22 protein-coding genes, 1 pseudogene and 1 riboswitch are annotated in these 22,697 nt (G+C 65.8%); of the genes and pseudogenes, 11 read left to right on the top strand and 12 right to left on the bottom strand.

Going from position 1 to position 22,697, the window contains the following annotated elements; translation table 11 throughout:
• Window positions 1-61 precede the first annotated feature (61 nt).
• The gene (locus RND64_RS06845; protein WP_049699669.1) at window positions 62-2,074 is read left to right on the top strand and encodes a thioredoxin domain-containing protein; all 2,013 of its coding nucleotides are present in this window, start codon (window positions 62-64) and stop codon (window positions 2,072-2,074) included.
• A gap of 41 nt (window positions 2,075-2,115) precedes the next feature.
• Here the strand turns inward: RND64_RS06845 and RND64_RS06850 are convergent, their stop codons facing one another.
• From RND64_RS06850 to rocD, 3 genes are all read right to left on the bottom strand, one after another.
• Complete coding sequence (locus tag RND64_RS06850; RefSeq protein ID WP_083444412.1) at window positions 2,116-2,931, bottom strand: patatin-like phospholipase family protein; 816 nt, start codon at window positions 2,929-2,931, stop codon at window positions 2,116-2,118.
• On the bottom strand, window positions 2,928-3,557 hold the full coding sequence (locus tag RND64_RS06855) for a histidine phosphatase family protein (RefSeq protein WP_049699668.1): 630 nt from the start codon (window positions 3,555-3,557) through the stop codon (window positions 2,928-2,930). Before RND64_RS06855 ends, RND64_RS06850 begins: the two co-directional genes overlap by 4 nt.
• Before the next feature lie 83 nt (window positions 3,558-3,640).
• A complete protein-coding gene (gene rocD / locus RND64_RS06860) occupies window positions 3,641-5,689 on the bottom strand; it encodes an ornithine--oxo-acid transaminase (RefSeq protein ID WP_083444411.1) in 2,049 nt (682 codons plus the stop codon).
• Between the two features lie 97 nt (window positions 5,690-5,786).
• Between rocD and RND64_RS06865 the strand changes: the two genes are divergently transcribed.
• From RND64_RS06865 to RND64_RS06875, 3 genes are all read left to right on the top strand, one after another.
• Window positions 5,787-6,233: an Lrp/AsnC family transcriptional regulator gene (locus RND64_RS06865; protein WP_039993353.1), complete on the top strand. Its 447-nt coding sequence runs from the start codon at window positions 5,787-5,789 to the stop codon at window positions 6,231-6,233.
• Between the two features lie 283 nt (window positions 6,234-6,516).
• The gene (locus RND64_RS06870; RefSeq protein WP_049699667.1) at window positions 6,517-7,611 is read left to right on the top strand and encodes a 3-deoxy-7-phosphoheptulonate synthase; all 1,095 of its coding nucleotides are present in this window, start codon (window positions 6,517-6,519) and stop codon (window positions 7,609-7,611) included.
• Window positions 7,612-7,698: 87 nt separating this feature from the next.
• Window positions 7,699-8,100 carry a helix-turn-helix domain-containing protein gene (locus RND64_RS06875; RefSeq protein WP_049699666.1) on the top strand — a complete coding sequence of 134 codons (402 nt, stop codon included), beginning with the start codon at window positions 7,699-7,701 and terminating at the stop codon, window positions 8,098-8,100.
• Between the two features lie 175 nt (window positions 8,101-8,275).
• On the opposite strand, the gene RND64_RS06880 is transcribed toward RND64_RS06875, so the two are convergent.
• The 3 genes from RND64_RS06880 to RND64_RS06890 form a co-directional block, all read right to left on the bottom strand.
• Window positions 8,276-8,878: a ClpP family protease gene (locus RND64_RS06880; RefSeq protein ID WP_049699665.1), complete on the bottom strand. Its 603-nt coding sequence runs from the start codon at window positions 8,876-8,878 to the stop codon at window positions 8,276-8,278.
• Window positions 8,875-9,492 (bottom strand): ClpP family protease, encoded by a 618-nt coding sequence (locus RND64_RS06885; RefSeq protein WP_049699664.1) that lies wholly within the window; start codon window positions 9,490-9,492, stop codon window positions 8,875-8,877. Before RND64_RS06885 ends, RND64_RS06880 begins: the two co-directional genes overlap by 4 nt.
• Before the next feature lie 85 nt (window positions 9,493-9,577).
• Window positions 9,578-11,230 carry an alkaline phosphatase D family protein gene (locus tag RND64_RS06890; RefSeq protein ID WP_049699663.1) on the bottom strand — a complete coding sequence of 551 codons (1,653 nt, stop codon included), beginning with the start codon at window positions 11,228-11,230 and terminating at the stop codon, window positions 9,578-9,580.
• Between the two features lie 115 nt (window positions 11,231-11,345).
• Window positions 11,346-11,554: riboswitch (cobalamin riboswitch) on the top strand.
• Window positions 11,555-11,670: 116 nt separating this feature from the next.
• Here RND64_RS06890 and RND64_RS06895 point away from each other — a divergent pair.
• From RND64_RS06895 to RND64_RS06905, 3 genes are read left to right on the top strand one after another with little or no spacing between them, the layout of a single operon-like run.
• On the top strand, window positions 11,671-12,732 hold the full coding sequence (locus RND64_RS06895; protein ID WP_049699662.1) for a FecCD family ABC transporter permease: 1,062 nt from the start codon (window positions 11,671-11,673) through the stop codon (window positions 12,730-12,732).
• Window positions 12,729-13,529 carry an ABC transporter ATP-binding protein gene (locus RND64_RS06900; protein WP_049699661.1) on the top strand — a complete coding sequence of 267 codons (801 nt, stop codon included), beginning with the start codon at window positions 12,729-12,731 and terminating at the stop codon, window positions 13,527-13,529. Before RND64_RS06895 ends, RND64_RS06900 begins: the two co-directional genes overlap by 4 nt.
• Window positions 13,526-14,563 (top strand): ABC transporter substrate-binding protein, encoded by a 1,038-nt coding sequence (locus tag RND64_RS06905; RefSeq protein WP_414652009.1) that lies wholly within the window; start codon window positions 13,526-13,528, stop codon window positions 14,561-14,563. The genes RND64_RS06900 and RND64_RS06905 overlap by 4 nt, the downstream gene beginning before the upstream one ends.
• A gap of 40 nt (window positions 14,564-14,603) precedes the next feature.
• Here RND64_RS06905 and trhA read toward each other — a convergent pair whose 3' ends face one another.
• Genes trhA through RND64_RS06920 form a run of 3 tightly spaced genes read right to left on the bottom strand, consistent with a single transcriptional unit; the run spans window position 14,604 to window position 16,757 of the window.
• Window positions 14,604-15,272 carry a PAQR family membrane homeostasis protein TrhA gene (gene trhA, locus RND64_RS06910; RefSeq protein ID WP_049699659.1) on the bottom strand — a complete coding sequence of 223 codons (669 nt, stop codon included), beginning with the start codon at window positions 15,270-15,272 and terminating at the stop codon, window positions 14,604-14,606.
• Between the two features lie 37 nt (window positions 15,273-15,309).
• Complete coding sequence (locus RND64_RS06915; protein WP_049699658.1) at window positions 15,310-16,320, bottom strand: TIGR03617 family F420-dependent LLM class oxidoreductase; 1,011 nt, start codon at window positions 16,318-16,320, stop codon at window positions 15,310-15,312.
• Complete coding sequence (locus tag RND64_RS06920; RefSeq protein WP_049699657.1) at window positions 16,317-16,757, bottom strand: MarR family winged helix-turn-helix transcriptional regulator; 441 nt, start codon at window positions 16,755-16,757, stop codon at window positions 16,317-16,319. Before RND64_RS06920 ends, RND64_RS06915 begins: the two co-directional genes overlap by 4 nt.
• Window positions 16,758-16,844: 87 nt before the next feature.
• On the opposite strand from RND64_RS06920, the gene RND64_RS06925 reads away from it, so the two are divergent.
• Together RND64_RS06925 and RND64_RS06930 are read left to right on the top strand one after the other, a co-directional pair.
• Window positions 16,845-17,924, top strand: a complete 1,080-nt coding sequence (locus RND64_RS06925) for a hypothetical protein (RefSeq protein ID WP_049699656.1) — start codon at window positions 16,845-16,847, stop codon at window positions 17,922-17,924.
• Window positions 17,925-17,964: 40 nt separating this feature from the next.
• On the top strand, window positions 17,965-18,747 hold the full coding sequence (locus tag RND64_RS06930; protein ID WP_049699655.1) for an isoprenyl transferase: 783 nt from the start codon (window positions 17,965-17,967) through the stop codon (window positions 18,745-18,747).
• Here RND64_RS06930 and RND64_RS06935 read toward each other — a convergent pair.
• Window positions 18,714-19,958 carry an aminotransferase-like domain-containing protein gene (locus RND64_RS06935; protein ID WP_331436521.1) on the bottom strand — a complete coding sequence of 415 codons (1,245 nt, stop codon included), beginning with the start codon at window positions 19,956-19,958 and terminating at the stop codon, window positions 18,714-18,716. The two genes, RND64_RS06930 and RND64_RS06935, sit on opposite strands and share 34 nt — an antisense overlap.
• A 23-nt stretch (window positions 19,959-19,981) precedes the next feature.
• Window positions 19,982-20,266 (bottom strand): annotated as a pseudogene (locus RND64_RS06940) (GntR family transcriptional regulator); the annotation flags it as partial.
• A gap of 76 nt (window positions 20,267-20,342) precedes the next feature.
• On the opposite strand from RND64_RS06940, the gene RND64_RS06945 reads away from it, so the two are divergent.
• Complete coding sequence (locus tag RND64_RS06945) at window positions 20,343-21,116, top strand: SDR family oxidoreductase (protein ID WP_049699824.1); 774 nt, start codon at window positions 20,343-20,345, stop codon at window positions 21,114-21,116.
• Window positions 21,113-21,592, top strand: coding sequence for a carboxymuconolactone decarboxylase family protein (locus tag RND64_RS06950; protein WP_049699654.1), 480 nt, complete (start codon window positions 21,113-21,115; stop codon window positions 21,590-21,592). Before RND64_RS06945 ends, RND64_RS06950 begins: the two co-directional genes overlap by 4 nt.
• A 119-nt stretch (window positions 21,593-21,711) precedes the next feature.
• On the opposite strand, the gene coaA is transcribed toward RND64_RS06950, so the two are convergent.
• Window positions 21,712-22,653 carry a type I pantothenate kinase gene (gene coaA / locus RND64_RS06955; RefSeq protein WP_049699823.1) on the bottom strand — a complete coding sequence of 314 codons (942 nt, stop codon included), beginning with the start codon at window positions 22,651-22,653 and terminating at the stop codon, window positions 21,712-21,714.
• Window positions 22,654-22,697: the final 44 nt, after the last annotated feature.

Genomic DNA, 22,697 nt, shown 5'->3' on the forward strand with positions numbered 1-22,697 from the left:
GACCGGGTAGTTCGGCCGGTAGCAGGGACCCCAACGACTCTCGCGACGGAGCGGATCGGATATGCCGAATCAACTGAGCGAATCGTCGAGCCCCTACCTCCGGCAGCACGCTGACAATCCCGTCGACTGGCGCGAGTGGTCCGACGCCGCGCTCGAGGAGTCGGTTCGGCGCGACGTCCCGGTATTGCTCTCGGTGGGCTATGCGGCATGCCACTGGTGTCACGTGATGGCGCACGAGTCCTTCGAGGACGCAGCCACCGCCGCGCAGATGAACCGAGACTTCGTCTGCATCAAGGTCGACCGCGAGGAACGCCCGGACATCGACGCGATCTACATGAACGCGACGGTCGCGATGACTCGCCAGGGCGGCTGGCCGATGACGTGCTTTCTCACCCCTTCTGGTGAGCCCTTCTATTGCGGCACGTACTTTCCCGACACCCCTCGCGGCGGAATGCCGTCGTTCCGCCAGATCCTCTCAGCGGTGACGCAGGCGTGGACGACGCGGCGCAGCGAGATCGAGTCGATGGGTTCACGTGTCCGAGAAGCCTTGTCCGACGCCGCGTCCGCACTTCCGGCGGGTGGTGTCGACGTCGATGAACGGCTCCTCGACTACGCGGTCACCACCGTGCTCGGCGACGAGGACCGGGTCTCGGGTGGATTCGGTGGGGCGCCGAAGTTTCCACCGTCCGCGTTGCTCGAAGGTCTGCTGCGGCACTACGAGCGGTCAGCCGACGCCGCGCCTCTGCAAGCCGTGATGCGCACAACCGATGCGATGGCCCGTGGTGGAATCTACGACCAACTCGGCGGTGGCTTCTCGCGATATGCGGTCGACAACGACTGGGTGGTACCGCATTTCGAGAAGATGCTCTACGACAACGCCCAGTTGCTCCGCGTGTACGGACATCTCGCGAGAATCGTCGACGACCCGCTGCCCGGCCGGATCGCCGAGGAGATCGTCGACTTTCTGCGTCGGGATCTGCGTGTCGTCGGTGGGTTCGCCTCGTCGCTCGACGCCGATGCCGCAGGCGTCGAGGGCTCGACCTACGTGTGGACTCCCGCCGAGTTGCGCGAGGTTCTCGGTGACGAGGACGGCGAGTGGGCCGCAGCGCTTTTCGGCGTCACCGAGGCGGGAACCTTCGAGCACGGTGCGTCGACGCTGCAGCTGCGCACCGACCCCGAAGACGCCGACAGGTACGCGGACCTCAGGCGTCGACTCCTCACTGCGCGGGCGTCGCGCCCGCAACCCCCGCGCGACGACAAGGTGGTGACGGGGTGGAATGCCATGGCGGTCACCGCACTCGCCGAGGCCGGCGCGGCTCTGGATCATCCCGACTGGGTGGAACTGGCCGTCGAGGTGCTGACCGAGCTCGTCGACACTCATCTCGTCGACGGACAACTGCGGCGCTCATCTCTCGGCGGAATTGTCGGTGTGCCGGTGGCTGCACTCGACGACCACGCTGCACTGGTCACCGCGATGCTGACCGTCTGCCAGGTCACGGGCGAAAAGAGTTGGTGCGACAAGGGTTTGGCGTTGCTCGACTCGACGATCGAGACGTTCGCCGACCCCGACGAGGCGGGAGCCTGGTTCGACGCCGCGCAGGGAACACTCATCGCGCGGCCCCGGGATCCGGCAGACGGTGCGACACCGTCGGGTGCCTCGCTCGTGGCCGAGGCCGCGCTCATCGCGTCGGCCCTCGCACGGATGGGTCCCGCGACCCGCTACGCGAGCATCGTCGACGAGACGTTGACGCGTGGCAGCGTGCTCTTGGCCAAAGTGCCGCGTTCAGCGGGGCATTGGCTGGCCGTTGCCGAGGCGCGCCAGGATGGGCCGATCCAGGTCGCGATCGCCGAGGACTCCCGCAGCGCAGGCGAATTGGCGACGGCGGCACGACGACTCGCGCCCGGTGGAGCGATCGTCGTATCGGGTGCGCGCGACTCGCAGCCGCTGCTCGACGGCCGCGGGCCGGTCAAGGGACACGACGCCGCTTACGTCTGTCGCGGCACGGTGTGCGACCTCCCGGTGGTCGACGCGCACGATCTGGCCGCTTCGCTGGCGAGATCAGCGGCGACCTGACGACGCGTGTGCGCGGCGACTGTCCGAGCGAACGGGCACATTCAGCGCAGCAGTGAGAGTGCCTCGAGCCCGTCGTCGTAGCCGAGAACCGCTGCCAGGCCGCGGATGTCGGGATCGAAGGGGTTGTCGCCGGAGCGGCTCAGCGTGGTGGGCGACGGCGAAATGACTGTCGCCCTGTCCAGAACCGCTGCGATATCGGGCCGAGCCGTCGCCGGATCGTCGACCATCGGCGCGAGAACGACGACGCGCTCGGCGTCCTCGGCGAGGTGTGCGTTGGTGGGACTCAGCGAGCCACCGTCGACGTAGGTCGCCCCGTCGATGGTGACCGTCGGCCAGATACCGGGTACCGCGCAGCTCGGGGTCACCGCATCGACGAGACCGACGCCCGAGTCCGACCCGAAGACCACGAGTCTGCCGTCGGATCGTAGTGCCGTGACCCGCAAGGCGATTGGCCACGTCCTTCCGGACAATCTCGACTCGACGGCGTCACGGCGTGCGTGCGGATCGGCCGTCGACAGCGCATCCGACAACGCGACAAAACGTTGCGCGCGTTCGGGATCGGGCGCGGTTGATGCGGCGATAGACGCGAAGGCCTGCATCGGTGCGGCGAGATCGCCCGTCGGCGTCAGCTCCGCGTTGCGGCGCGACTTACGCGTCATGGACTCGAAAAGAGTGGATGCCGAGCCGGATTGGAGCACGGCAGCCCCAGTCGCCGAACCCGCGGACGTCCCGATGACGACGTCGGCGTCGGCCGCGACCAGAGCGCCGCATTCCTCGAGCGCGGTTAGAACACCTGTCATCCAACCGATGCCGAGCAGGCCACCACCACCGAGTACCAGCGCCGTCGATGGGGTCACAGGGAGCCGGTGCGCGGGCGAGCGCCTTCGGGGCCGCGCAACTCGACGAGCCGTCGATCACCCGCGTGATCGCTCAACAGAGCGCTGCCCGCCGGGCGCAGGTCGATGTTGGCGCCCTGGCTGATCGGCCATCCGAGAAATCGGCAGATGAACGACCGCGAGAAGTGTCCGTGCGAGACCACGATGACGTCGGACTTCTCGAAACGCTCCTCGACGTGGTCGACGGCGGCGTCGACACGCGTTGTCATGTCGGAGACGGACTCGCCGTTGCGGCCGCCGCCGGTCCAGATCGTCCAGTCGGGGTCGTAGCGCTCGTGGATCTGAGCGCGGGTCAGGCCCTCGTAGTCGCCGTAGTCCCACTCGGCGAACAGCTCGCTGGTCTCGTCGACGTGCAGTCCGGCGAGCTGTGCGGTGCGCTGGGCGCGCTTCCGGGGCGACGCCATGACCCACGGATCGGTGAGTCCCGAGCGGTTCTCGATCCCTTTCAGCGCTCGCGCGTCCTCCTCGCCCTTCGGGGTCAGATCGATGTCGGTGCGGCCGGTGTGCCGGTCTGTCAGCGACCATTCGGTCTGTCCGTGGCGGATGAGGAGCACGTGGTGGGTGGCGTCGTGCCGAGGGTCGGTCATGTTTCCGATGCTAGTGGCGTCCGCGAAGTGGCCGCAGTAATTCTGTGTGCATGTCGCTGCGATCGGTGCGTGACACGCAGTGCTCAGCTGCTCAGCGCCTCCGCGAATCGCTCGACGAGCCAGTCGATCTCGTCGTGCGTGACGACGATCGGTGGTGCGAGGCGGATCGTCGAACCGTGGGTGTCCTTGGCGAGTACGCCGCGTGCGGCGAGACGCAGGCAGAGTTCTTTGCCTGTGCCGAGCTCGGGGTCGATGTCGATGCCTGCCCACAGTCCTTTGCCGCGGACGGCGATGACGCCGTGTCCGACGAATTCGCGCAGGCGGGCGTGGAGGTGTTCGCCGAGTTCGGCTGCGCGTGCCTGCCAGGTGCCCTCGGCGAGCATGCGGACAACGGTGTGCCCAACGGCGGCCGCGAGAGGGTTTCCACCGAACGTCGAACCGTGCTGTCCGGGGTGGAACACTCCGAGTACATCGCGGTCGGCAACCACGGCCGACACCGGTAGTACACCTCCGCCGAGTGCCTTGCCGAGCGTGTAGACGTCGGGCACCACGCCCCAGTGCTCACATGCGAACGTCGTGCCGGTCCGACCGAGACCCGACTGGATTTCGTCGGCAATCATCAGCACGTTGTTCTCGGTGCAGAGTCGACGGACCTCGGGCAGGTAGTCGTCGGGCGGGACGATGATGCCGGCCTCGCCCTGGATGGGTTCGATCAGCACGGCGACCGTGGTGTCGTCGATGGCGTCTGCAAGCGCGGCGGCGTCACCGAACGGCACACGCGTGAAACCCGGTGTGAATGGCCCGAATCCGCCGCGCGCGTCCTCGTCGTCGCTGAAACTCACGATGCTGATCGTGCGGCCGTGGAAGTTGCCGCCCGCCACGATGACCGTCGCATGTCCCGGTGCAACGCCTTTCACGTCGTATCCCCACTTGCGGGCCACCTTGAGTGCAGATTCGACGGCCTCGGCGCCGGTGTTCATCGGAAGCACCATCTCCTTGCCGCACAGTTCGGCGAGCGCCGCGCAGAACGGTTCGAGTGCGTCGGAGCCGAACGCGCGACTGGTGAGCGTGACGCGATCGAGTTGTGCCTTTGCGGCCGCGACGATCTCGGGGTTGCGGTGGCCGAAGTTGACCGCGGAGTAGCCGCCGAGCGCGTCGAGGTAACGCCTGCCGTCGACGTCGGTGATCCACGCTCCCTCAGCGGTCGCCGCAGTGACCGGCAGCGGTGAATAGTTGTGTGCCACATGGGGTTCGACAAGCGTGTGCATGGTGTTCTCGTCCGACGTCGCTGGTAGCCGCAATTCTAGCGTGCAGCATTTGACGCCGCCGCCGCCTTTGAGGAGTTCGGAGAGGTCGACGGTGATCGGTAGGTAGCCTGCGTCGCGTAGGCGTGACTCCAATCCCGGTGCGGCATCGGTCATCACCACGTGGCGACCGTCGGAAACGAGGTTCAGACCGAGGACGACGGCGTCGGATTCGGTGGCGATGATCGCGTCGGGATAGAGGTCGGCGAGTACGGCGCGCGACGCGGGTGAGAAGGCGTCGGGGAAGTAGGCGATTGTGTCGTCGTCGAGCACGCCGAGTGCTGTGTCGAGGTGGTAGAAGCGCGGATCGATCAGTTCGAGACCGACAACCGGAAGTCCCGTGATCGAAGCGACTTCGGCGTGAGTGTCGGGGTGTGTGCGAAACCCGGTTCCCGCCAGGATGCGTCGACCGACGAGGAGGAAGTCGCCTTCGCCCTCCTGCACGCCGACGGTCTCATGCACAGCGTCGGCGCCGCAGGTGTGTAACCATGCCGTGTAGTGCTCGCCTTCCGGCGCGCGCTCGGGGTGCAGGAACCGTGCTGCCACGGCCTTTCCGTCGACGACGAGTCCGCCGTTGGCGGCATAGACCATGTCGGGCAGACCTGGTTGGGCGTCGACGAGTGCGACGGAGTGGCCGAGGGATCGGTAGATGTCACGCAGCGACTCCCATTGCGCCATGGCTAGTTCTGCGTCGACGGGGACGGACGGGTCCATCCACGGGTTGATCGAGTAGGTGACCGTGTAGTGGGAAGGAGGGGTCATCGCATAGGTGCGGGTGCGTGGGGTGCGTTCGGTGGGCGCAGTCAACCGTGGACTCGTCAGCGTCATAATTCGACGGTATCGTCAGCGTGCAGCGCAAACAATCGACGAGAATTGCGCATTTGATTAATTAATCTCGATTCACGGGTGGCAGAGGGTGGAAAAGTTGCGTCAGATCGACGAACTCGACGAGAAGGTGCTCGAATGTCTGGCTCGCGATGCGCGGGCGACGTACGCACAGATCGGCGACGAGGTAGGTCTGTCGGCACCCGCGGTCAAGCGGCGGGTCGATCGGCTTGTCGACGAGGGCGTGATCAAAGGTTTCACCACCGTGATCGATTCGACGGCGATGCAGTGGACCACCGAGGCTTACGTCCAGGTCTTCTGCCGTGGCAACATCTCGCCGGAGGAGCTGGCCGCCGCGTGGGAGCCGATACACGAGGTGGTCAGCGCCGCGACGATCACCGGTCAGGCCGATGCGATCCTGCGTGTCATGGCCCGCGACGTGCACCATCTCGAGCACGCACTCGAGCGCATCCGGCAGGCGGGTCCGGTCGACCGGAGCGAGTCGATCATCGTGTTGAGCCAACTGATCGACAGGGGGCATCCGTGAGTCGGGGAGGGTTCTTGAGCAGGGACTCTTCGACCATCCTGAGTAGCCGTGCTAACCTCACGAACGTGACCAGCAACGTACGCGCCTATTGGCGATTCTTTATCGAGGCTCCGGGTGAGCCTGCGATGAAGCGCTGAATCTGCGTCGCACGTCAACAAACCCGGAGCCCGAGCAGTGACCGAAAAGGTCGCTGCTTTTCTCATGTCAGGGGCCTCCGATGACAAAGCAAGCGGGTGTCCCAGTCGCAGAAGACAGGCCACCACCCGCGAAAGGCAACACAGAAGTGACCACCCTCCCGGATCTCGCCACCACGGCCGCTCACGAGGCCGAATCGACCTCCACCTCCGATCGGCGCGTCAGATCCTTCCGGTCCATCCCGTCGCCGGACACCATCCGCGCCGAATTGCCGCTGACCTCCCGTCGAGCGCTTCGGGTCCAGGCCGACCGCGACGAGATCGCCGCGATCCTTGCCGGCCAGGACGACCGTCTGCTCGTGGTCGTCGGGCCATGCTCGGTGCACGACCCGATCGCCGCGCTCGACTACGCGCGACGCCTCGCACCACTTGCCGACGACTACTCCGACCGCCTGAAGATCGTCATGCGCGTCTACTTCGAGAAGCCGCGCACCACGGTCGGCTGGAAGGGACTCATCAACGATCCCGGCATGGACGGCACCTTCGACGTCGAGCGCGGTCTGCGTACGGCACGGTCGCTGCTGCTCGACATCATCGACCTCGGCCTCCCGGTCGGATGTGAGTTCCTCGAGCCGACGAGCCCGCAGTACATCGCCGACGCCGTCGCGTGGGGTGCCATCGGAGCACGGACAACCGAATCGCAGGTGCACCGCCAGCTCGCATCCGGTCTGTCGATGCCGATCGGATTCAAGAACGGCACCGACGGCAACGTCCAGGTCGCCATCGACGGAGTGAATGCCGCCGCCGCGCAACACGTGTTCTTCGGTGTCGACGACTTCGGTCACGGCGCGCTTGTCGAGTCGGCGGGCAACGAGGACTGCCACATCATCCTGCGTGGAGGGACCACCGGCCCCAACTTCGACGACGAGTCCGTGGCATCCGCGGTCGCCGCACTCGACAAGGCAGGCCTGCCCGCACGGGTCATGATCGACTGCAGCCACGCCAACTCCGGCAAGGACCACATCCGTCAGGCGCAGGTCGCCGCCGAGATCGCGGCGTCGATCCGGACACGCCGTGCCGCGGGACACGCTCCGTTGATCAGCGGCGTGATGCTGGAGAGCTTCCTCGAAGCCGGTGCGCAGTCGCCCGACGCCCAGCCGCTCGTGTACGGCAAGTCGGTCACCGACAAGTGCATGGACTGGGAGTCGAGCGCGCGCGTGCTCGCCGACCTCGCGCGTAGCTGAGGGCGGTTCGCGTTCTGCTGTTGCTGCCGTTCTGCCCAGAGCAGAAGGGACGGCTGCCCGCAGCAGAGGTGACCTACGCTCGACTGCATGGCATCGAGGTACGACTCGCACACCCAGCCGTCACCGGAACCGCTCTGGCGTGAGGTCACCGGGCGCGTGCTGCGTCGACACCGCCACGAGCGCGGCGAGCGACTCGTCGAGACCGCGCGCCGAGCGGGCGTCTCGAGCCAGTATCTGTCCGAGATCGAGCGTGGCCGCAAGGACGCCTCCTCGGAGTTGCTTGCGGCAGTAGCCGGGGCTGTCGACCTCAGCCTGCTCGATCTCGCCCGCGAGGTCGCCGCCGAACTCTCCCGCGCCGAGAGTGTCGTCGGCGCGGCACGCGGGGCAGGCGCAGCGGCCCGCCCCGTCACGCTGCGTTCGATCCCCGCCGCAGCGCAACCGATCGTGCCGCTCTCGCGCATGCGTGGCCCGGTCGCGCTGGCCGCGTGACCGGCGTCGGCCGACCGGGCGTTAATACCGTCGACCGGGCGCGGTATCCGGTCGACTGGGCGCTCCGTTCAGCCGACTGGGCGCTAAATTCCGTCGACTGGGCGCTCCGTCGCGTCGAGAGTGCACCCCCTCGCGTCGAGAGTGCACCCCCTCGCGTCGAGAGTGCGCCCGACGATCACCGAACCGTTCTGGCCCTGGCATCGATGACCTGATCGGCGAGCCCGTACTCGACGATCTCCTCGGCCCGCAGCACACGGTCTCGGTCGGTGTCGTGACGCAGCGTCTCGATGTCGCGCCCGGTGTGCCGACTCAGTGCCTGTTCTATTTCCTCACGGATCCGCAGGATCTCCTCGGCGGCGAGGATCAGATCTGGGATCGTGCCACGGCCCTGACCCGACGGCTGGTGGAGCAGGACCCTGGCATGGGGGAGTACCGACCTCTGGCCAGGTGTGCCGGCGGCCAGCAGTAGTGCCGTCGACGAGAGTGCCTGTCCGACACAGGTCGTGGCGATCGGCGCGTGGCAGTACTGCATGGTGTCGTAGAGCGCGAAGGTAGCGGTCACCGACGCGCCCGGAGAGTTGATGTACAGCTCGATCGGGATGTCGGGATTCTCGGAGTCGAGGTGCAGGATCTGCGCGATGAGCGCATTGGCGACGCCGTCGTCGAGCTCGGTTCCGAGGTAGAGGATGCGGTCGTCGAGCAGCCGACTGTAGACATCCATGACCCGTTCGCCCTGCGGAGTGCGGGTGATGACGTTGGGAATGGTGTACGTGCTCATGCGCGGCTCACCTCGAAACCTGTTGCGGCAGGTGATAACGGCCGGATCTGTGCGATGTCGGTGACGATGTGGTCGACGAATCCGTAGTCGACCGATTCGGAGGCGGTGAAAACGTGATCGCGCAGCGAATCGTCGAAGATCGTCTCGCGGGTCTGTCCGGTCTGCTCGGCGATGATCGTCAGCACGGTATCGCGGACGTGGCGCAGGTCGTCGGCCTGCAGTTCGATGTCGGGTGCGTAGCCGCCGATGCCCGCAGATCCTTGGTGCAGCAGGACTTTGGCATGCGGCGTGATGAACCGCTTGCCCCGGGTGCCGTTGCACAGCAGGAATTGTCCTGCACTGTAGGCCATTCCGAGGTTGACGGTGATCACATCGTTGGGAATCAGACGCATGATGTCGGTGATCGCGAGCATCGCGGGCACCGACCCGCCGGGCGAGTTGATCCAGAGAGCGATGTCGGCGACAGGATCGTCGTCGGAGAGCATGACGAGTTGCGAGCACAGTTGCGTGCCGATCTCGTCGTCGAGCGCGGAGTCGAGTGTCAGGATGCGTTGCCCGAAGAGGCTTTCCGCGGTGCGCTTGCGTAGTGGCAGTGGTCGTTGTTCATCGGTCATGCACCGATCGTCGGTGGTGGACCGACATCGGTCACGTCGGTTCCGCTCAGAGCGGCACGATTCCGCACAGAGCAGAGCAGTCGGGTCAGACCACGTCGATGTCCGGCCGGCCTGACGGAATCGTGATCTGTGCCCGACGGTGCAGCGAATCGTTCGGCGCGGCAATCGAATCGCTCACCCGATAGTCCGCTTCCCAGCGGTCGGACGACAATCTGTTGAGGACGTAGCCCCGCTGAGCGTTGCCGAAGCGGATGTGGGGTGAGGCGGCCTTGAGTTGTTTGTCGCTGGCATCGCTGTCCTCGCCGTCTGCGCCAGATGCAATGGAGGTGCCCGCGAGTTCGACGCCGACGGTCGGGGACGGTCGCGAATACGTGGAGCGCAACTCGGAGACCACATTGCGGTGGATATCGCCGACGATCGAGACCAGGTTGCGCACACCGCGATCACGGGCGCCGTCGAGAACCCTTGCGCGCGAAGCCTCGTAGCCGCTCCACCCGTCCATGCTGACCGCGCGCTCACCGTTCTTCCGGCGGGCGAGGTCGGCGATGGTGGTCTGATGCGCGAGGACGTTCCAGCGGGCACGGCTCGCGGCCAGCCCGTCGAGCAGCCACTTCTCCTGTGCGGCACCGGTGATAGTGCGTCGGGGGTCGGCGGTCGCGGCATTCTGCGCGGTGTCGTTGTCGCCGTTGGCCTGATCGCTGCGGAAGGTCCTGGTGTCGAGAACGTTGAACTCGACGAGATCGCCATAACTGAACCTGCGGTAGGCACGCAGATCGTAGAGATCGGCCGTCGGTGTGGGGTGGGGTCGCTGCGCGACACGCACCGGTGTGTTCTCCCACCACGCGCGCATCGCCTGCGCTCGCCGGGAAAGGAATTCGGGGATGGGTTGATCGTCCTCGGGAACCCCTGCGGCCCAGTTGTTGTCGACCTCGTGGTCGTCGAAGATCGTGATGAACGGGCTCACTCGGTGCGCGGCCTGCAGGTTGGGGTCGAGTTTGTAGAGCGCATACCGATCGCGGTAGTCGTCGAGCGTCGCGCATTCCCGGTGTGCCGACGCAGGTGTTGCCGCGGTCCTGCGTCGGCCGCCATCGACGGGGATGGGCTTTTCGTAGATGTAGTCGCCGAGATGGAAGACGACATCCGGTGCGTGTGCCGCCATGTCGGCGTATGCGGGATAGTGGCCGTCGGCCCACGATTGGCACGAGGCGAATGCAAAAGTCAACGCGCTCAGACGACTTCCGTACGATGGAGCGGTACGAGTGCGCCCGATTGCCGAGACGGAGCCGCTCGCGCGGAATCGGTAGAAGTAGTCTGCGGCGGGTCGTAGACCGCGCACGTCGGCGTGCACGCTGTGTCCGTTCTCCGGCGTCGCCAGTTCGACGCCGCGCGCGACGACGTTCCTCATGCTGGCGTCGCTGGCGATCTCCCATTCGACCGGCACCGGAAGCAGACCCATCGCTCCGCCGCGGGCGAGCGGATCGGCGGCCAGCCGTGTCCACAGGACTATGCCGTCGGGAAGCGGATCGCCTGATGCCACACCGAGCGTGAACAGGTCACTGCCACGGCGTGGCGGGGGAGCCGACGCCGCGTCGGTGGTGAAAAGTGCGGGGACGGTTGCGATACCGGCCGCGACGCCCGCCCAGGTGAGAAAGCGTCGGCGGGTGGTGCCGGCGTGCAGGGTCTTGTCCCGATCGATCCGGAGGTCGGCCAGTGACGGTCGAGGTGAGATGTTCGGCATGCCGCCACCCGACCAAGAGAGGATGGACGTCGTCCAACCCGCCGTCGGCCTCGCGGTGATGGGATGGTGAAGTTCGTGAAACCGCATGCGCCATATGCCCGATTTGAGACCGTTGCTAGACTTCAGCGGCGTCGGTTCTCCAGCCGAGATTGTCGGTGGGAGCCAAGAGGGAATCTGGTGGGAATCCAGAGCTGCCCCGCAGCGGTAACGGAAACGAAGGCGTTCAACAGCACTGGGCCAGCGGCCCGGGAAGCGATCGTCGATAGGTGGCACATCACGTGCCGTGTCCGAAGTCCGAAGACCTGCCGACGTGACCGCCTGGCTCAGGCGGTCCCATCGACTTCGCGGGACATGGTCGGTGTTGAACTCGCAGCGGTCGTCGTCGACCGCGCGTGGCGACATCTGCTGTACCCGCTCCGGGCTGATCAGGAGGGCGGGCCATGTCGACGCGCAGTGCGAACCCGCGGGCAACCTGGACGCGACCCGTGTCCGTGGCCATCGGCTGCGGTGTGGCGCTCGTCGTGGCAGCAGCGTGCGGCGTCGCATACGGAACCGTGGGGATCGGCTGGTCTGTGTCGCTGCGGATGGTGTGGGCGGCGATCACCGGGGGATCGGTCTCGTTGGTCGACGCCGCGTCGTACTGGATCGTCGTCGACTCGCGTGTGCCACGGGTATTGACGGGGGCGCTCGTGGGGGCAGGCTTGGCGGTCGTCGGCGTGATCGTGCAGGCGATGGTGCGCAATCCGCTGGCGGATCCCTACGTGCTGGGGATCTCGTCGGGTGCGTCGGTCGGAGCCACCGCGGTAGTGCTGTTCGGTGTTTTCTCGGGACTCGGTCTCTATGCGTTGCCGACCGCGGCATTCCTCGGCGCACTGCTGGCGACGTTGCTCGTCTTCGGAATCGCCCAGCGTGGGGGAGGTCTCACACCGCTGCGGCTCGTGTTGACGGGAACCGCTCTCGGATATGGATTTTCGGCTCTGACCACCGTGCTCATCTTCTTGCGCCCGGTGGGTGATGCTGCGCGGAGTGTCATGTTTTGGCTGCTCGGGAGTCTTGCCGCGGCAACATGGCATTCGGTCGTGTTGGTCGCGGTGGTAGTGGTCATCGGGATTGGTGTTGTCGCGGCGAGAGCACGACAACTCAATGCGCTGGCGATGGGCGACGAGGTCGCCGCGTCGCTCGGCATACGCGCGTCGCGGTTTCGGCTCGAGCTTTTCGTCATCGCCGCGCTGATGACCGGGTTCATCGTCTCTGTCTGCGGCGCAATCGGATTCGTCGGTCTCATCGTGCCGCACGTGACCCGCATGGTGGTCGGTGCGGATCACCGTAAGATCATTCTCGTCGCGCCGGTGCTCGGGGCGCTGTTCCTTGTCGTCGCCGATCTGATGGCGCGCATTGTCGTTCCGCCGCAGGAGATTCCGCTCGGTGCGATCACGGCGGCCGTGGGTGTGCCGGTGTTCCTCGGGCTGATGCAACGTCGACGTACCCGGATCGACTCATGAGTGCTGTCGAGTACGACGGAGTCACGGTCGAGATCGATGGCACCAGCATCATCCGCGACGCATCGTTGATGGTCGACTCCGGAGAGTTCCTCGGGGTGATCGGCCCCAACGGCAGCGGGAAGTCGACCCTGCTTCGATGCGTGTACCGCGCGCTGGCACCGTCGAGCGGCGGCGTACGAATCGACGGCCACGACGTGCGTGCGGTGAGTATGCGGGAGAATGCCCGACGAGTCGCCGCGCTCACCCAATCAGCCTCGCTCGACTTCGATTTCACCGCGGCAGAGGTTGTCGCGACGGGACGGCTACCGCACCGCGAACTGGGTGCGGCGGCCCGTGCCCGCGATCGTGAGGTGTGCGCGGCGGCCATGGCGACAGCAGGCGTCGAGATGTTCGCCGACCGTGTGTTCACCACGCTCTCCGGCGGAGAGGCGCAACGCGTACTCATTGCGCGCGCATTCGCGCAGGAGCCCAACGTGCTGATCCTCGACGAGCCGACCAATCACCTCGACATTCGCCATCAGTTCGACATCCTCGGTGCGGCGCGCGGACGCGGGGTCACCGTCGTCGCGGCGCTGCACGACCTCAACATGGCCGCACAGTACTGCACCACCCTCGCCGTTGTGCTCGACGGGACGATCGCGTGCATCGGGCCACCCGACGAACTACTCACCGCGGCGAACATCGCCGAGTGGTACGGCGTTGGTGCGTACGTCGTCACCCACCCCCGCACAGGCGTTCCGCAGATAATCTTCGACGACCAAGTCCCACAAGCCATCTCCGAGGAAGAGCACTCATGACAGCACCTATGACCAGGACAGCACTTCGCAGACCGCGCGCACTCGTCGTGTCTGCGCTTGCCGCGATGACAGTGGTCTCCGGTTGCGGCGCCGACGTCGAGTCGTCGACTCCCAAGTCAGCAGGGGAACAGGTCACGGTCACCAATTGTGGTGCGCCGCTGTCGGTGAGCGGTGTGCCCGATCGTGCGGTGAGCAACGACACCGGGATCACCGAGCTGATGTTCGCGCTCGGGTTGGGCGACCGGATGGCCGGCTACACCACGTACGAGGGCAAAGAGCGCGATATCGAATCATCGCCGTGGCGAGCGGATTTCGAGAAGACACCATCATTGGGCACGGCGTTCTCGCGGGAGATCATCGCCGCCGCGCGGCCCGACTTCGTCTTTGCCGGTTGGAACTACGGGTTCAAGGAATCGACCGGAGTCACCCCCGACTGGGTGCGTTCGACCGGTGCCGTGCCGTACCAGCTGACCGAAGCCTGTCGCCAGGCCGGGACCACCAAGCGCGGCGTCGTGCGACCCCTCGACGCGTTGTACGCGGATCTGTCGAATCTCGGGCAGATCTTCGGCGTGAGTGGTCGGGCCGAGACGCTGACCGCCGAGTATCGCGCGCAGGTCGAGGCAGCGCGTGCCGGGGCGCCTGCCGCCTCCGCAGCGGCGCGGGTCTTCCTCTTCGACAGCGCCGATCCGACGCCGTTCACCTCGGGTCGGAACGCCGCACCGGATCAGATCATCGCCGAAGCCGGCGGACGCAACATCTTCGGCGATATCGATGACTCCTGGACGTCGGCATCGTGGGAGGCAGCGGCGCAGCGCGATCCGCAGGTCATCGTCATCGTCGATTACGGTGCAGGGCCGCAGAACACAGTCGAGGCCAAGATCAAGCAACTCGAGTCGCAACCGTTGATGGCGCAGACGACCGCAGTGCGAGAGCGCCGCTACATCTCGTTCCCGTATGCGGCGCTCGTCGAGGGTCCGCGCAATCCGCAGACCATCACGGCGCTTGCCGAGTACCTGCGATCGCAGGGGCTCTGAGTCGGCCTTCGGCAGGCGGCGACTCGGAGGTGAGGTGCGCTCAGGCTGCGACGACCAGCCAGACCGCGATGTAGTGCAGTAGCGCCGCGATGGCTGTGCAGACGTGGAACACCTCGTGGTGGCCGAACGTCGTCGGCCAGGGATTGGGCCAGCGCACTGCGTAGAGCACTCCACCGACGCTGTAGAAGACGCCGCCCACTGCGAGCAGGATCAGTACGAGCCAACCGACGTGTGAGACCAGAGTCGGGGCGACGGCGATGATGACCCACCCGAGCAGTATGTAGAGCGTGACCCCGAGCCAGCGGGGTGCGCCGGGCCACGCGATCTTCAGTGCGACTCCGGCGACCGCGCCGACCCAGACGATGCCGAGCACCCACCAGCGCATCGGACTCGGCAGACCCATCACGCAGAACGGGGTGTACGTACCCGCGATGAACACGAAGATCATCGAGTGGTCGGCACGTTTCATGTGTATCTGTGCGCGCAGCGATTTCCACGCGATCCGGTGATACGACGCCGAGGTGGCGAACAGACCCACGACGGTTGCCGCGTAGACGGCACAGGCGACCGCCGCTCCCGGTCCACGCAGCGAGCCTGCGCCGATGACCAGCGCGATGCCCGCGACCACTGCGACGTAGGCCGACCACTGATGAATGACGCCGCGGAGGCGAGGACGGTCGGCGACAGCGGTCACCAGGGCTGAGTTCACGTAAGCTACGGTACCGTAACTTCGTGTGAGAATGCTGTTAGCCGAGGGCGGCGATGACCGCCGCGAGCTGGTCGACGTCGATAGGTGTCGGCTGATAGATACACACTTCGTCGACGCGGACGTCCAGATCGCGCAACGCGTCGAACGCGCCGACACGGGCGCGGATCTGCTGGGCGACGTCTGCGGGACTACCGACAGCGGCAATCGTGTGCAGCAGCTCGTCGTCGACGAGGTCGGCCATCTCAGCCCACCGCCCCTGCTTCGACAACGCATTGAGTTCGGGCTGCAGATGCTCGGCACCGTGCGCGGCGAGGACGGGCCGGTAGGCGGGCGTCGAGCCGTAGAAGGCGAGGAGTCGTCGAGCGGCGGTGTGGTCGGTGCCCACCGACACGATCACCTCGGGGATCACGGTGAAGCCGCGGCCGTGATCGCGTGCGGCGAGACCGCGTCGAATGTTCGGGACGGTTGTCGACGCCAGAAAGTCGGCGGTGGAAAACGGCATCACCAACAATCCGTCGGCGTGCTTTGCCGCGGCGCGGGTCATCAACGGCCCGAGTGCGCCGACGAACACCGGCGGCCGACCGAACGGGTTGGGGCCGGGATTGAAGGTGGGCGTCATCAAGGTGTGACGGTGATAGGCCCCCTCGTAGCGCAGCGGGGCTCCGGTCTCCCACGCATCGAAGATGGCGTTGATGGCGCCGACCTTGTCGGCCATGCGGCCAACCGGGTCGTCGAAGTCAGCGCCGAACCGCTTCTCGATCTGCGGGCGTATCTGCGTTCCCAGGCCGAGTCGAAATCTGCCGCCGGAGAGCAACTGAAGATCGTTGGCCGCGTGTGCGAGGTGAATCGGGTTGCGCGGGAAGGCAATTGCGACGTTGGTCAGCAGGGTCAATTCCGGCACCGACGCCGCAACGACGAGCGGCGTGAACACATCGTGCGGACCCTCGAAGGTGAACACCCCCGCTGCGCCCGCGCGGGCGAGGTCGGTGGCACGCTGCGCTGCGCCCGTCGGCTCGAACAGGGCGGTCGTCACGGCTATCGGGGTCATGTCGCGTCGGCGTCGTTGTAGCGGCGCAACAGCGTCGCGAACAGTTCGAGATCGTCCTGCGTCCACGCGTCGAGCCTGCGCGCGATGGCGTCGCCACTGCGTCGTCGGATCTCGCCCAGGGTGTCGAGAGCCTCCTGGGTCACCTCCAACGATTGCGACCTCGACGACGTCGCGTCCTGCGTGCGGCGCAGCAGACCGCGGCGACGGAGTTCGCCGAGCTGGCGGCTGGCCGTCGACTTGTCGATGTTGGCCGCCCGAGCCAGCGACGCCGCGTTGATGCCCGGGTTGTCCGAGATCAATGCGAGGAGGGAGAACTCGACAAAGGTCAGGCCGCCCTCGGCGTAGATGTCGCGGGCACCGTTGCGCAGGCGCCGCGACAGCGTGACCAATTCCTGCCCGACGACTTCGGCGGCATCGGGTTGCTCGGGTGAAGCCATAGTTGTATATTACAACCTATCCAAGTTGCATTCTGCAACCGTTCCTGGTGAACGATCTATGTTCTCGACTAGCCCAGAAGGTAATCGATGTCCGCTGCTCCCACCCATGCGTTGTCGATCAAGACCATCGCGTCGCATGTCGCCGTTCCGCTCGTGATCGGTGCCGTCATGGCACTCGCCTATCTCGGGGGATTCCACAAGCCCGATCCGCACGATCTGCGTATCGATGTGGTCGGTGCCAGTACCTCGACTCAGGTGGCCGCACAGACTCTGCAGCAACAACTCGGCGACCACGTTTCGATCCGGACCGTCGCCACTGCCGATGAGGCGCGCGAGGCCATCGAGCACCGAGAGATCGCGGCGGCCTTCGAACCGAAGGCCGACACGCCTGTCCTCTATGTGTCGACGGCGGCGTCGGATCCCACAGCGGTGACGGTCGAACGGATCTTCAACGGCATCACGATCGCCAAGGACCAACCATTGAAGATCGTCGACGTCGTGCAGGCCGATCCGCAGCGCGATCCGTCCGGGCAGAGCATCTTCTTCTTCCTTGTGGCGCTCACCGTCGGCTCGTACGGATGCGGAATCGCGATCGCCGTCGCCGCGGGCGGGCGCAGGATTCGCGTGCGCCTCGGGTTTGCTGCGGTGTGCTCGGTGATCTCTGCCGCGGTGACCACGGCGATTGCCGTGTGGGTATTCGACGCCCTGCCGGGTGCGCAGTGGCAGATCTTCGGGCTGTCGATCCTCTACGCGCTGGCGACCATGCTGTTCGCGATCGGACTGCACCCGTTCATCGGTCGATTCACGACGCTGGCGATGGTCACGATCTTCGTCGGGTTGAACTTCACGACCAGCGGCGGCGTGTTCGCGCCTGCTCTGCAACCGAAGTTCTTCGCCGTCCTGCACGACTTCTGGATCGGCGCAGGCCTGAACGAGGCGTCGCGCAATCTTGCCTACTTCCCCGAGGTGTCCAGTGCGGGTGACATCGGCAAGATCATCGGCTGGCTGGTCGTCGGCGCTGCGCTGGTCGGGATCGTTGCCCTGCGGGACCATCGGAACCTCGCTCAAGGTGCGGCAGAGGCGAGTCCTGCCGCTGGCGGGCGTCACGAGCGTGACCAGCTCACCGACGAGGAGACCGAAGAACTCGCCGAGGATGTCGTGGCCTGATTCAGTGTGCCCTTACAGGTGAGGTCTAATCTGGTTCGCGATGAAACTCCTACCCGATCGTCTGCGTCGGCCGATGCTCTCCGTGTACGAGCGGCGGCTGATCCAGTTGACGGACGAGAACCGATTGCCCCAGCACGTGGCGATCATCTGCGACGGCAATCGACGATGGGCTCGCGAGGCGGGCTTCGAAGACGTCAGTCACGGGCATCGGGTGGGCGCACAGCGCATCGCCGAGATGCTCGAGTGGTGCGCCGAGCTGGGCATCGAGACGGTCACCATCTATCTGCTCTCCACCGAGAATCTGCAGCGCGCCTCTGACGAACTCGACGCGCTGATGGAGATCGTGCCCGACATCGTCGACGAGATCGCCACCCCGGACGGGCACTGGCGGGTGCGCATCGTCGGAACCCTCGATCAGCTCCCCGAGGCCGCGGCGCAGCGTCTGCGCGCCGCCGCCGAACGGACCCTCGACAGGTCGGGCATGAACGTCAACGTGGCCGTCGGGTACGGGGGCCGACAGGAGATCGCCGACGCCGTGCGTGCGGTGCTCGTGGAGAAGGCCGACGCCGGCGCGACCGTCGACGAACTCGTCGACGCCGTCACCGTCGAAGCGATCGACCGCAACCTGTACACCAAGGGACAGCCCGACCCCGATCTGGTCATCAGGACGTCGGGGGAGCAGCGGTTGTCCGGGTTCCTGCTGTGGCAGAGCGCCTATTCGGAGATCTGGTTCACCGACGCCTACTGGCCAGAATTCCGTCGCGTCGACTTCCTGCGTGCGCTGCGCGACTACTCCGCGCGCAGTCGACGATTCGGCAAATGATCTTCGAGTAGATCGATGAGCGCCGTGACGTCGGCGTCGAATGTCGAGACCGGCGGCGTGCCGAAGCCGACGAGGATTCCTCCTGTGGGCTCACCACGCGCGTCGTGAAGCCGCGGGGCGTCCGGATGCCGTAGGGCGTCGAGCCCGCCGAGCGAGAAACCCCGCTCGTGGGTTGCCGCGAGCACAGACGCCTCGACGTCGACGGGAACGGGTAACACCGCGTGCAGGCCGGCGGAGATACCCATGGTCGCGATCCTGTGCGCGTGCAGTCGCTCGATCAGCGCCTGCCTGCGGTGTCGATAGAACTGCCGACTGCTTCGGATGTGCTTGTCGTACGAGCCGGTTTCGATCATGTCGGCCAATGCGAGCTGATCGACGATGCTCGCATCTGTTTCCCGCATTCCCTTGGCCCACATCACAGTTGAGACCAACTCCGGTGGCAGGACCAGCCAACCGATGCGTATCGATGGGGACAAACTCTTGCTGACCGATCCCGTGTAGATGATGTGATCGGGAGCGAGTGCCTGCATCGCGCCTACGGGCTCGCGGTCGTAGCGCAGTTCGCCGTCGTAGTCGTCTTCGATCAGGAATGCGTCTGTCGCCCTTGCCCATTCGATGGCCGCCGCTCGACGCTGTGGAGCAAGTGGCACCCCGATCGGGGACTGGTGGCTTGGGGTGAGCAGGACGGCCTGGGGTGTGACGGCAAGGTCGGCCAGCGCTGTCACGTCAGCGCCGTCGTGATCGACCGGAATCGGTGACACGAGTGCACCGCGCCGGGTGAACGGGTCTCGAAAGAAGGGTAGGCCGTACGCCTCCGCCGCGACGGATTCACGAAAGAGAGTGCGTGCCAGAAGATTCAACGCCGACAGAACCGACGTGGTCAGTACGATCTGGTCGGGATGAGCACGAACGCCACGTGCGCGGGCGAGGTAGCCGGCGAGCGCGAGGCGTAGGCGTTCACTGCCGTTGGGCGGCGTCGGACCGAACGCGGAGTCGTCGGCTGTCGAGATCGCCCGCCGCATCGACCTGGTCCATGCGGTACGCGGGAACTGCGACGTGTTGGGCTGGCCGAGGGAGAAGTCATGTGCGACGCGCGGTGCGGACACGACGGTTGCGGGTGGGAGGCCGGCAGAACCCGGCGACCCGAAACCCGTTGCGACGGTGGTGCCGGTGCGACCGTGGTGCGCGCGCCCTGCCGCGCGGTCAGCCAACCTTCTGCGATCAGTTCGGAATACACCGAGGAGACTGTCCCGCGAGCGAGGCCGAGGTCGGCCGCGAGCGATCGGTAGGGAGGCAGGCGCATGCCGGGTGTGAGGCGACCATCTGCGATTGCGCTGCGCAATTCGTCGGCGAGCCGCGAGCGTAGTTGCGCGCTACGGCCTCGAGTGGGTGCGTTCGGATCGGGCTGCAGATCGAGATAGAGGTCGGTCCCGAGTCGCTCGGCGAGCGCAGACCATCGATCACCTGTCATCACGCCTCCTGGATTGACGCACAAGAATATGTCTCGATTGAACCTCATTTCTGGATCAATCTGCCACTAGCGTTGACGGTGTTGCGTTCCGAGAAGGCAGACGATCCGAGAGGAAGTGGAGCCGATGACGACGGTGGTGTTCGGAGCGAGCGGTGAGATCGGTGCGCTTCTCGCCGACGATCTCGAACGGCGAGGCGAGAAAGTGGTTCGCGCGCAACGGTCGTCGGGAGTAGACGCGTATGCGGGAACCGGCGTGCGGGAGGCGTGCGCGGGTGCCGACACGGTGATCGACTGCACCAACGTGATGACGACGCGCGGTTCGAAAGCCGTCGACTTCTTCTCGACGGTTGCGCGCACCATCGCCGAAGCCGCCGCAGCGGCGGGTGTGCAACGAGTCGTGTGCGTGTCGATCATCAATGCCGCAGATCCGGCGGTGAATGCGAAATTCGGCTATTACCAAGGGAAGGCTGCGCAGGAGCAGACCTACGCCGACAACGTCGACGCCGGGCATCTGCAGATCATCCGATCGGCCCAGTGGTACGAACTAGCCGGTCAGATGCTCACCCGCGCACGACTCGGTCCGATCGCCATGGCTCCGCGCATGGTGTGCCGCCCACTGGCCGCCGTCGACGCCGCAGGACTGATCGCAGACGCTGTTCTGTCCGACGACCCATCGGACCGGCAGATCGCAGGACCCGGGCAGCACGATCTCGTCGATCTTGCACGCGCGGTTGCTCGGCGCGACGGATCACCACGATGGGTTGTGGCAGTCCCGTTCGGCGGGAAAGCGTTTCGCGACGGCGGACTCATGCCGCGCGGGGCATTCGACAAGACCTCGACCACATTCGACGAGTGGCTCGAAACAACTCCACCCACTACAGAAAGGGTCAATCGATGACCACCACAGCACAAGAAACCGCCACCACGCGCAGGCTCTCGATGCTCGAGCAGAATCCGAACGTCTACAAGGCGCTCATCGCATTGCAGCTTGCGTCGTCGGAGGGTCTCGAGCCCGAGCTGATCGAGCTCATCAAGATCCGCGCATCACAGCTCAACGGGTGTGCCTACTGCCTGCGCATGCATATCGCCGATGCGCTCGCGATGGGAATCGACCCCATGGTCATCGGTCTGATCCCGGTCTGGCACGAGGCCTTCAACCATTTCGACGAGCGGCAGCGATCAGCCCTCGAACTGACCGAATACGTGACCAGAATCGGCGAAGAGGGAGTTCCCGACGACGCGTTCGAGCGTGCACGGGCGGTGTTCGACGAGGTGGAGCTCGGCCAGGTCGTCGCGTCGATCGTGATGATCAACGCGTGGAACCGCGTCGCCATCACGTCGAAATACCCGTACGAGGCCGACGAGCGTAAATAGCGCCGCCGACCCGAGGCTGAATGTGTGTCGAACTTAAAGAAGTGGGTGCTGCAGCACCCACTTCTTTCGATTCGACACACATCCTCGCGCAGGCACTTACAACTCGCGCAACCGCGAACTCACAACTTGCGCAGCCGGACCCGGTTGATCGAGTGGTCGGAGTCCTTGCGCAGCACCAGAGTTGCGCGCGGGCGGGTGGGGAGGATGTTCTCCCGCAGATTGGGCAGATTGATCGACGTCCAGATGTCGCGGGCGGCGGCGCGCGCCTGGTCGTCGGTCAGTGACGAGTAGTGGTGGAAGTGCGAGTTGGGGTCGGCGAACGACGTCGACCGCATCTGCAGGAATCGTGAGATGTACCAGTTCTCGATGTCGGCGGTCTTGGCGTCGACGTAGATGGAGAAGTCGAACAGGTCCGACACCATCAGCGTCGGACCTGTCTGCAGCACGTTGAGGCCTTCGAGAATGAGGATGTCGGGCTGGTGCACGTAGTGCATGACGTCGGGGACGATGTCGTAGGTGAGGTGCGAATAGACCGGGGCTGTCACCTCGCGGGCCCCCGACTTGACCTCGGTGACGAAGCGGAGCAGTCCCCTGCGATCGTAGGATTCGGGAAATCCCTTGCGGTGCATGATGCCTCGACGTTCGAGCTCACGCGTGGGTAGCAGGAAACCGTCGGTGGTGACGAGGTCGACCTTCGGGTGCGACTCCCAGCGGGCCAGGAGCGCTGCCATGATGCGGGCGGTCGTCGACTTTCCGACGGCGACGCTGCCCGCGATCCCGATGACGAACGGCACCTGCTTGGTGGTCTGCCGATCGCCGAGGAAGGTCGACGTCGCTGCGAACAGACGCTGCCTCGCGGCGACCTGTAGGTGGATGAGTCGCGACAGCGGGAGATACACCTCGGCGACTTCTTGGAGGTCGACGTTCTCGCCCATACCGACGAGCTGGTCGAGCTCGTTCTCATTGAGCACCATCGGCATGGATTCACGCAGGTCACGCCATTGCTTGCGATCGAGTTCCAGATAAAGACTGGGATCGCGGCCGGTGGTGTCGCGCGCCATCAGAGGGCTCGTCCCATCGGCGATCGCGGGTCGCACCTCGTCGT

The organism is Gordonia sp. w5E2, assembly GCF_036540975.1.
In the GTDB taxonomy this organism is placed as follows: Bacteria; Actinomycetota; Actinomycetes; order Mycobacteriales; family Mycobacteriaceae; genus Gordonia; species Gordonia jacobaea.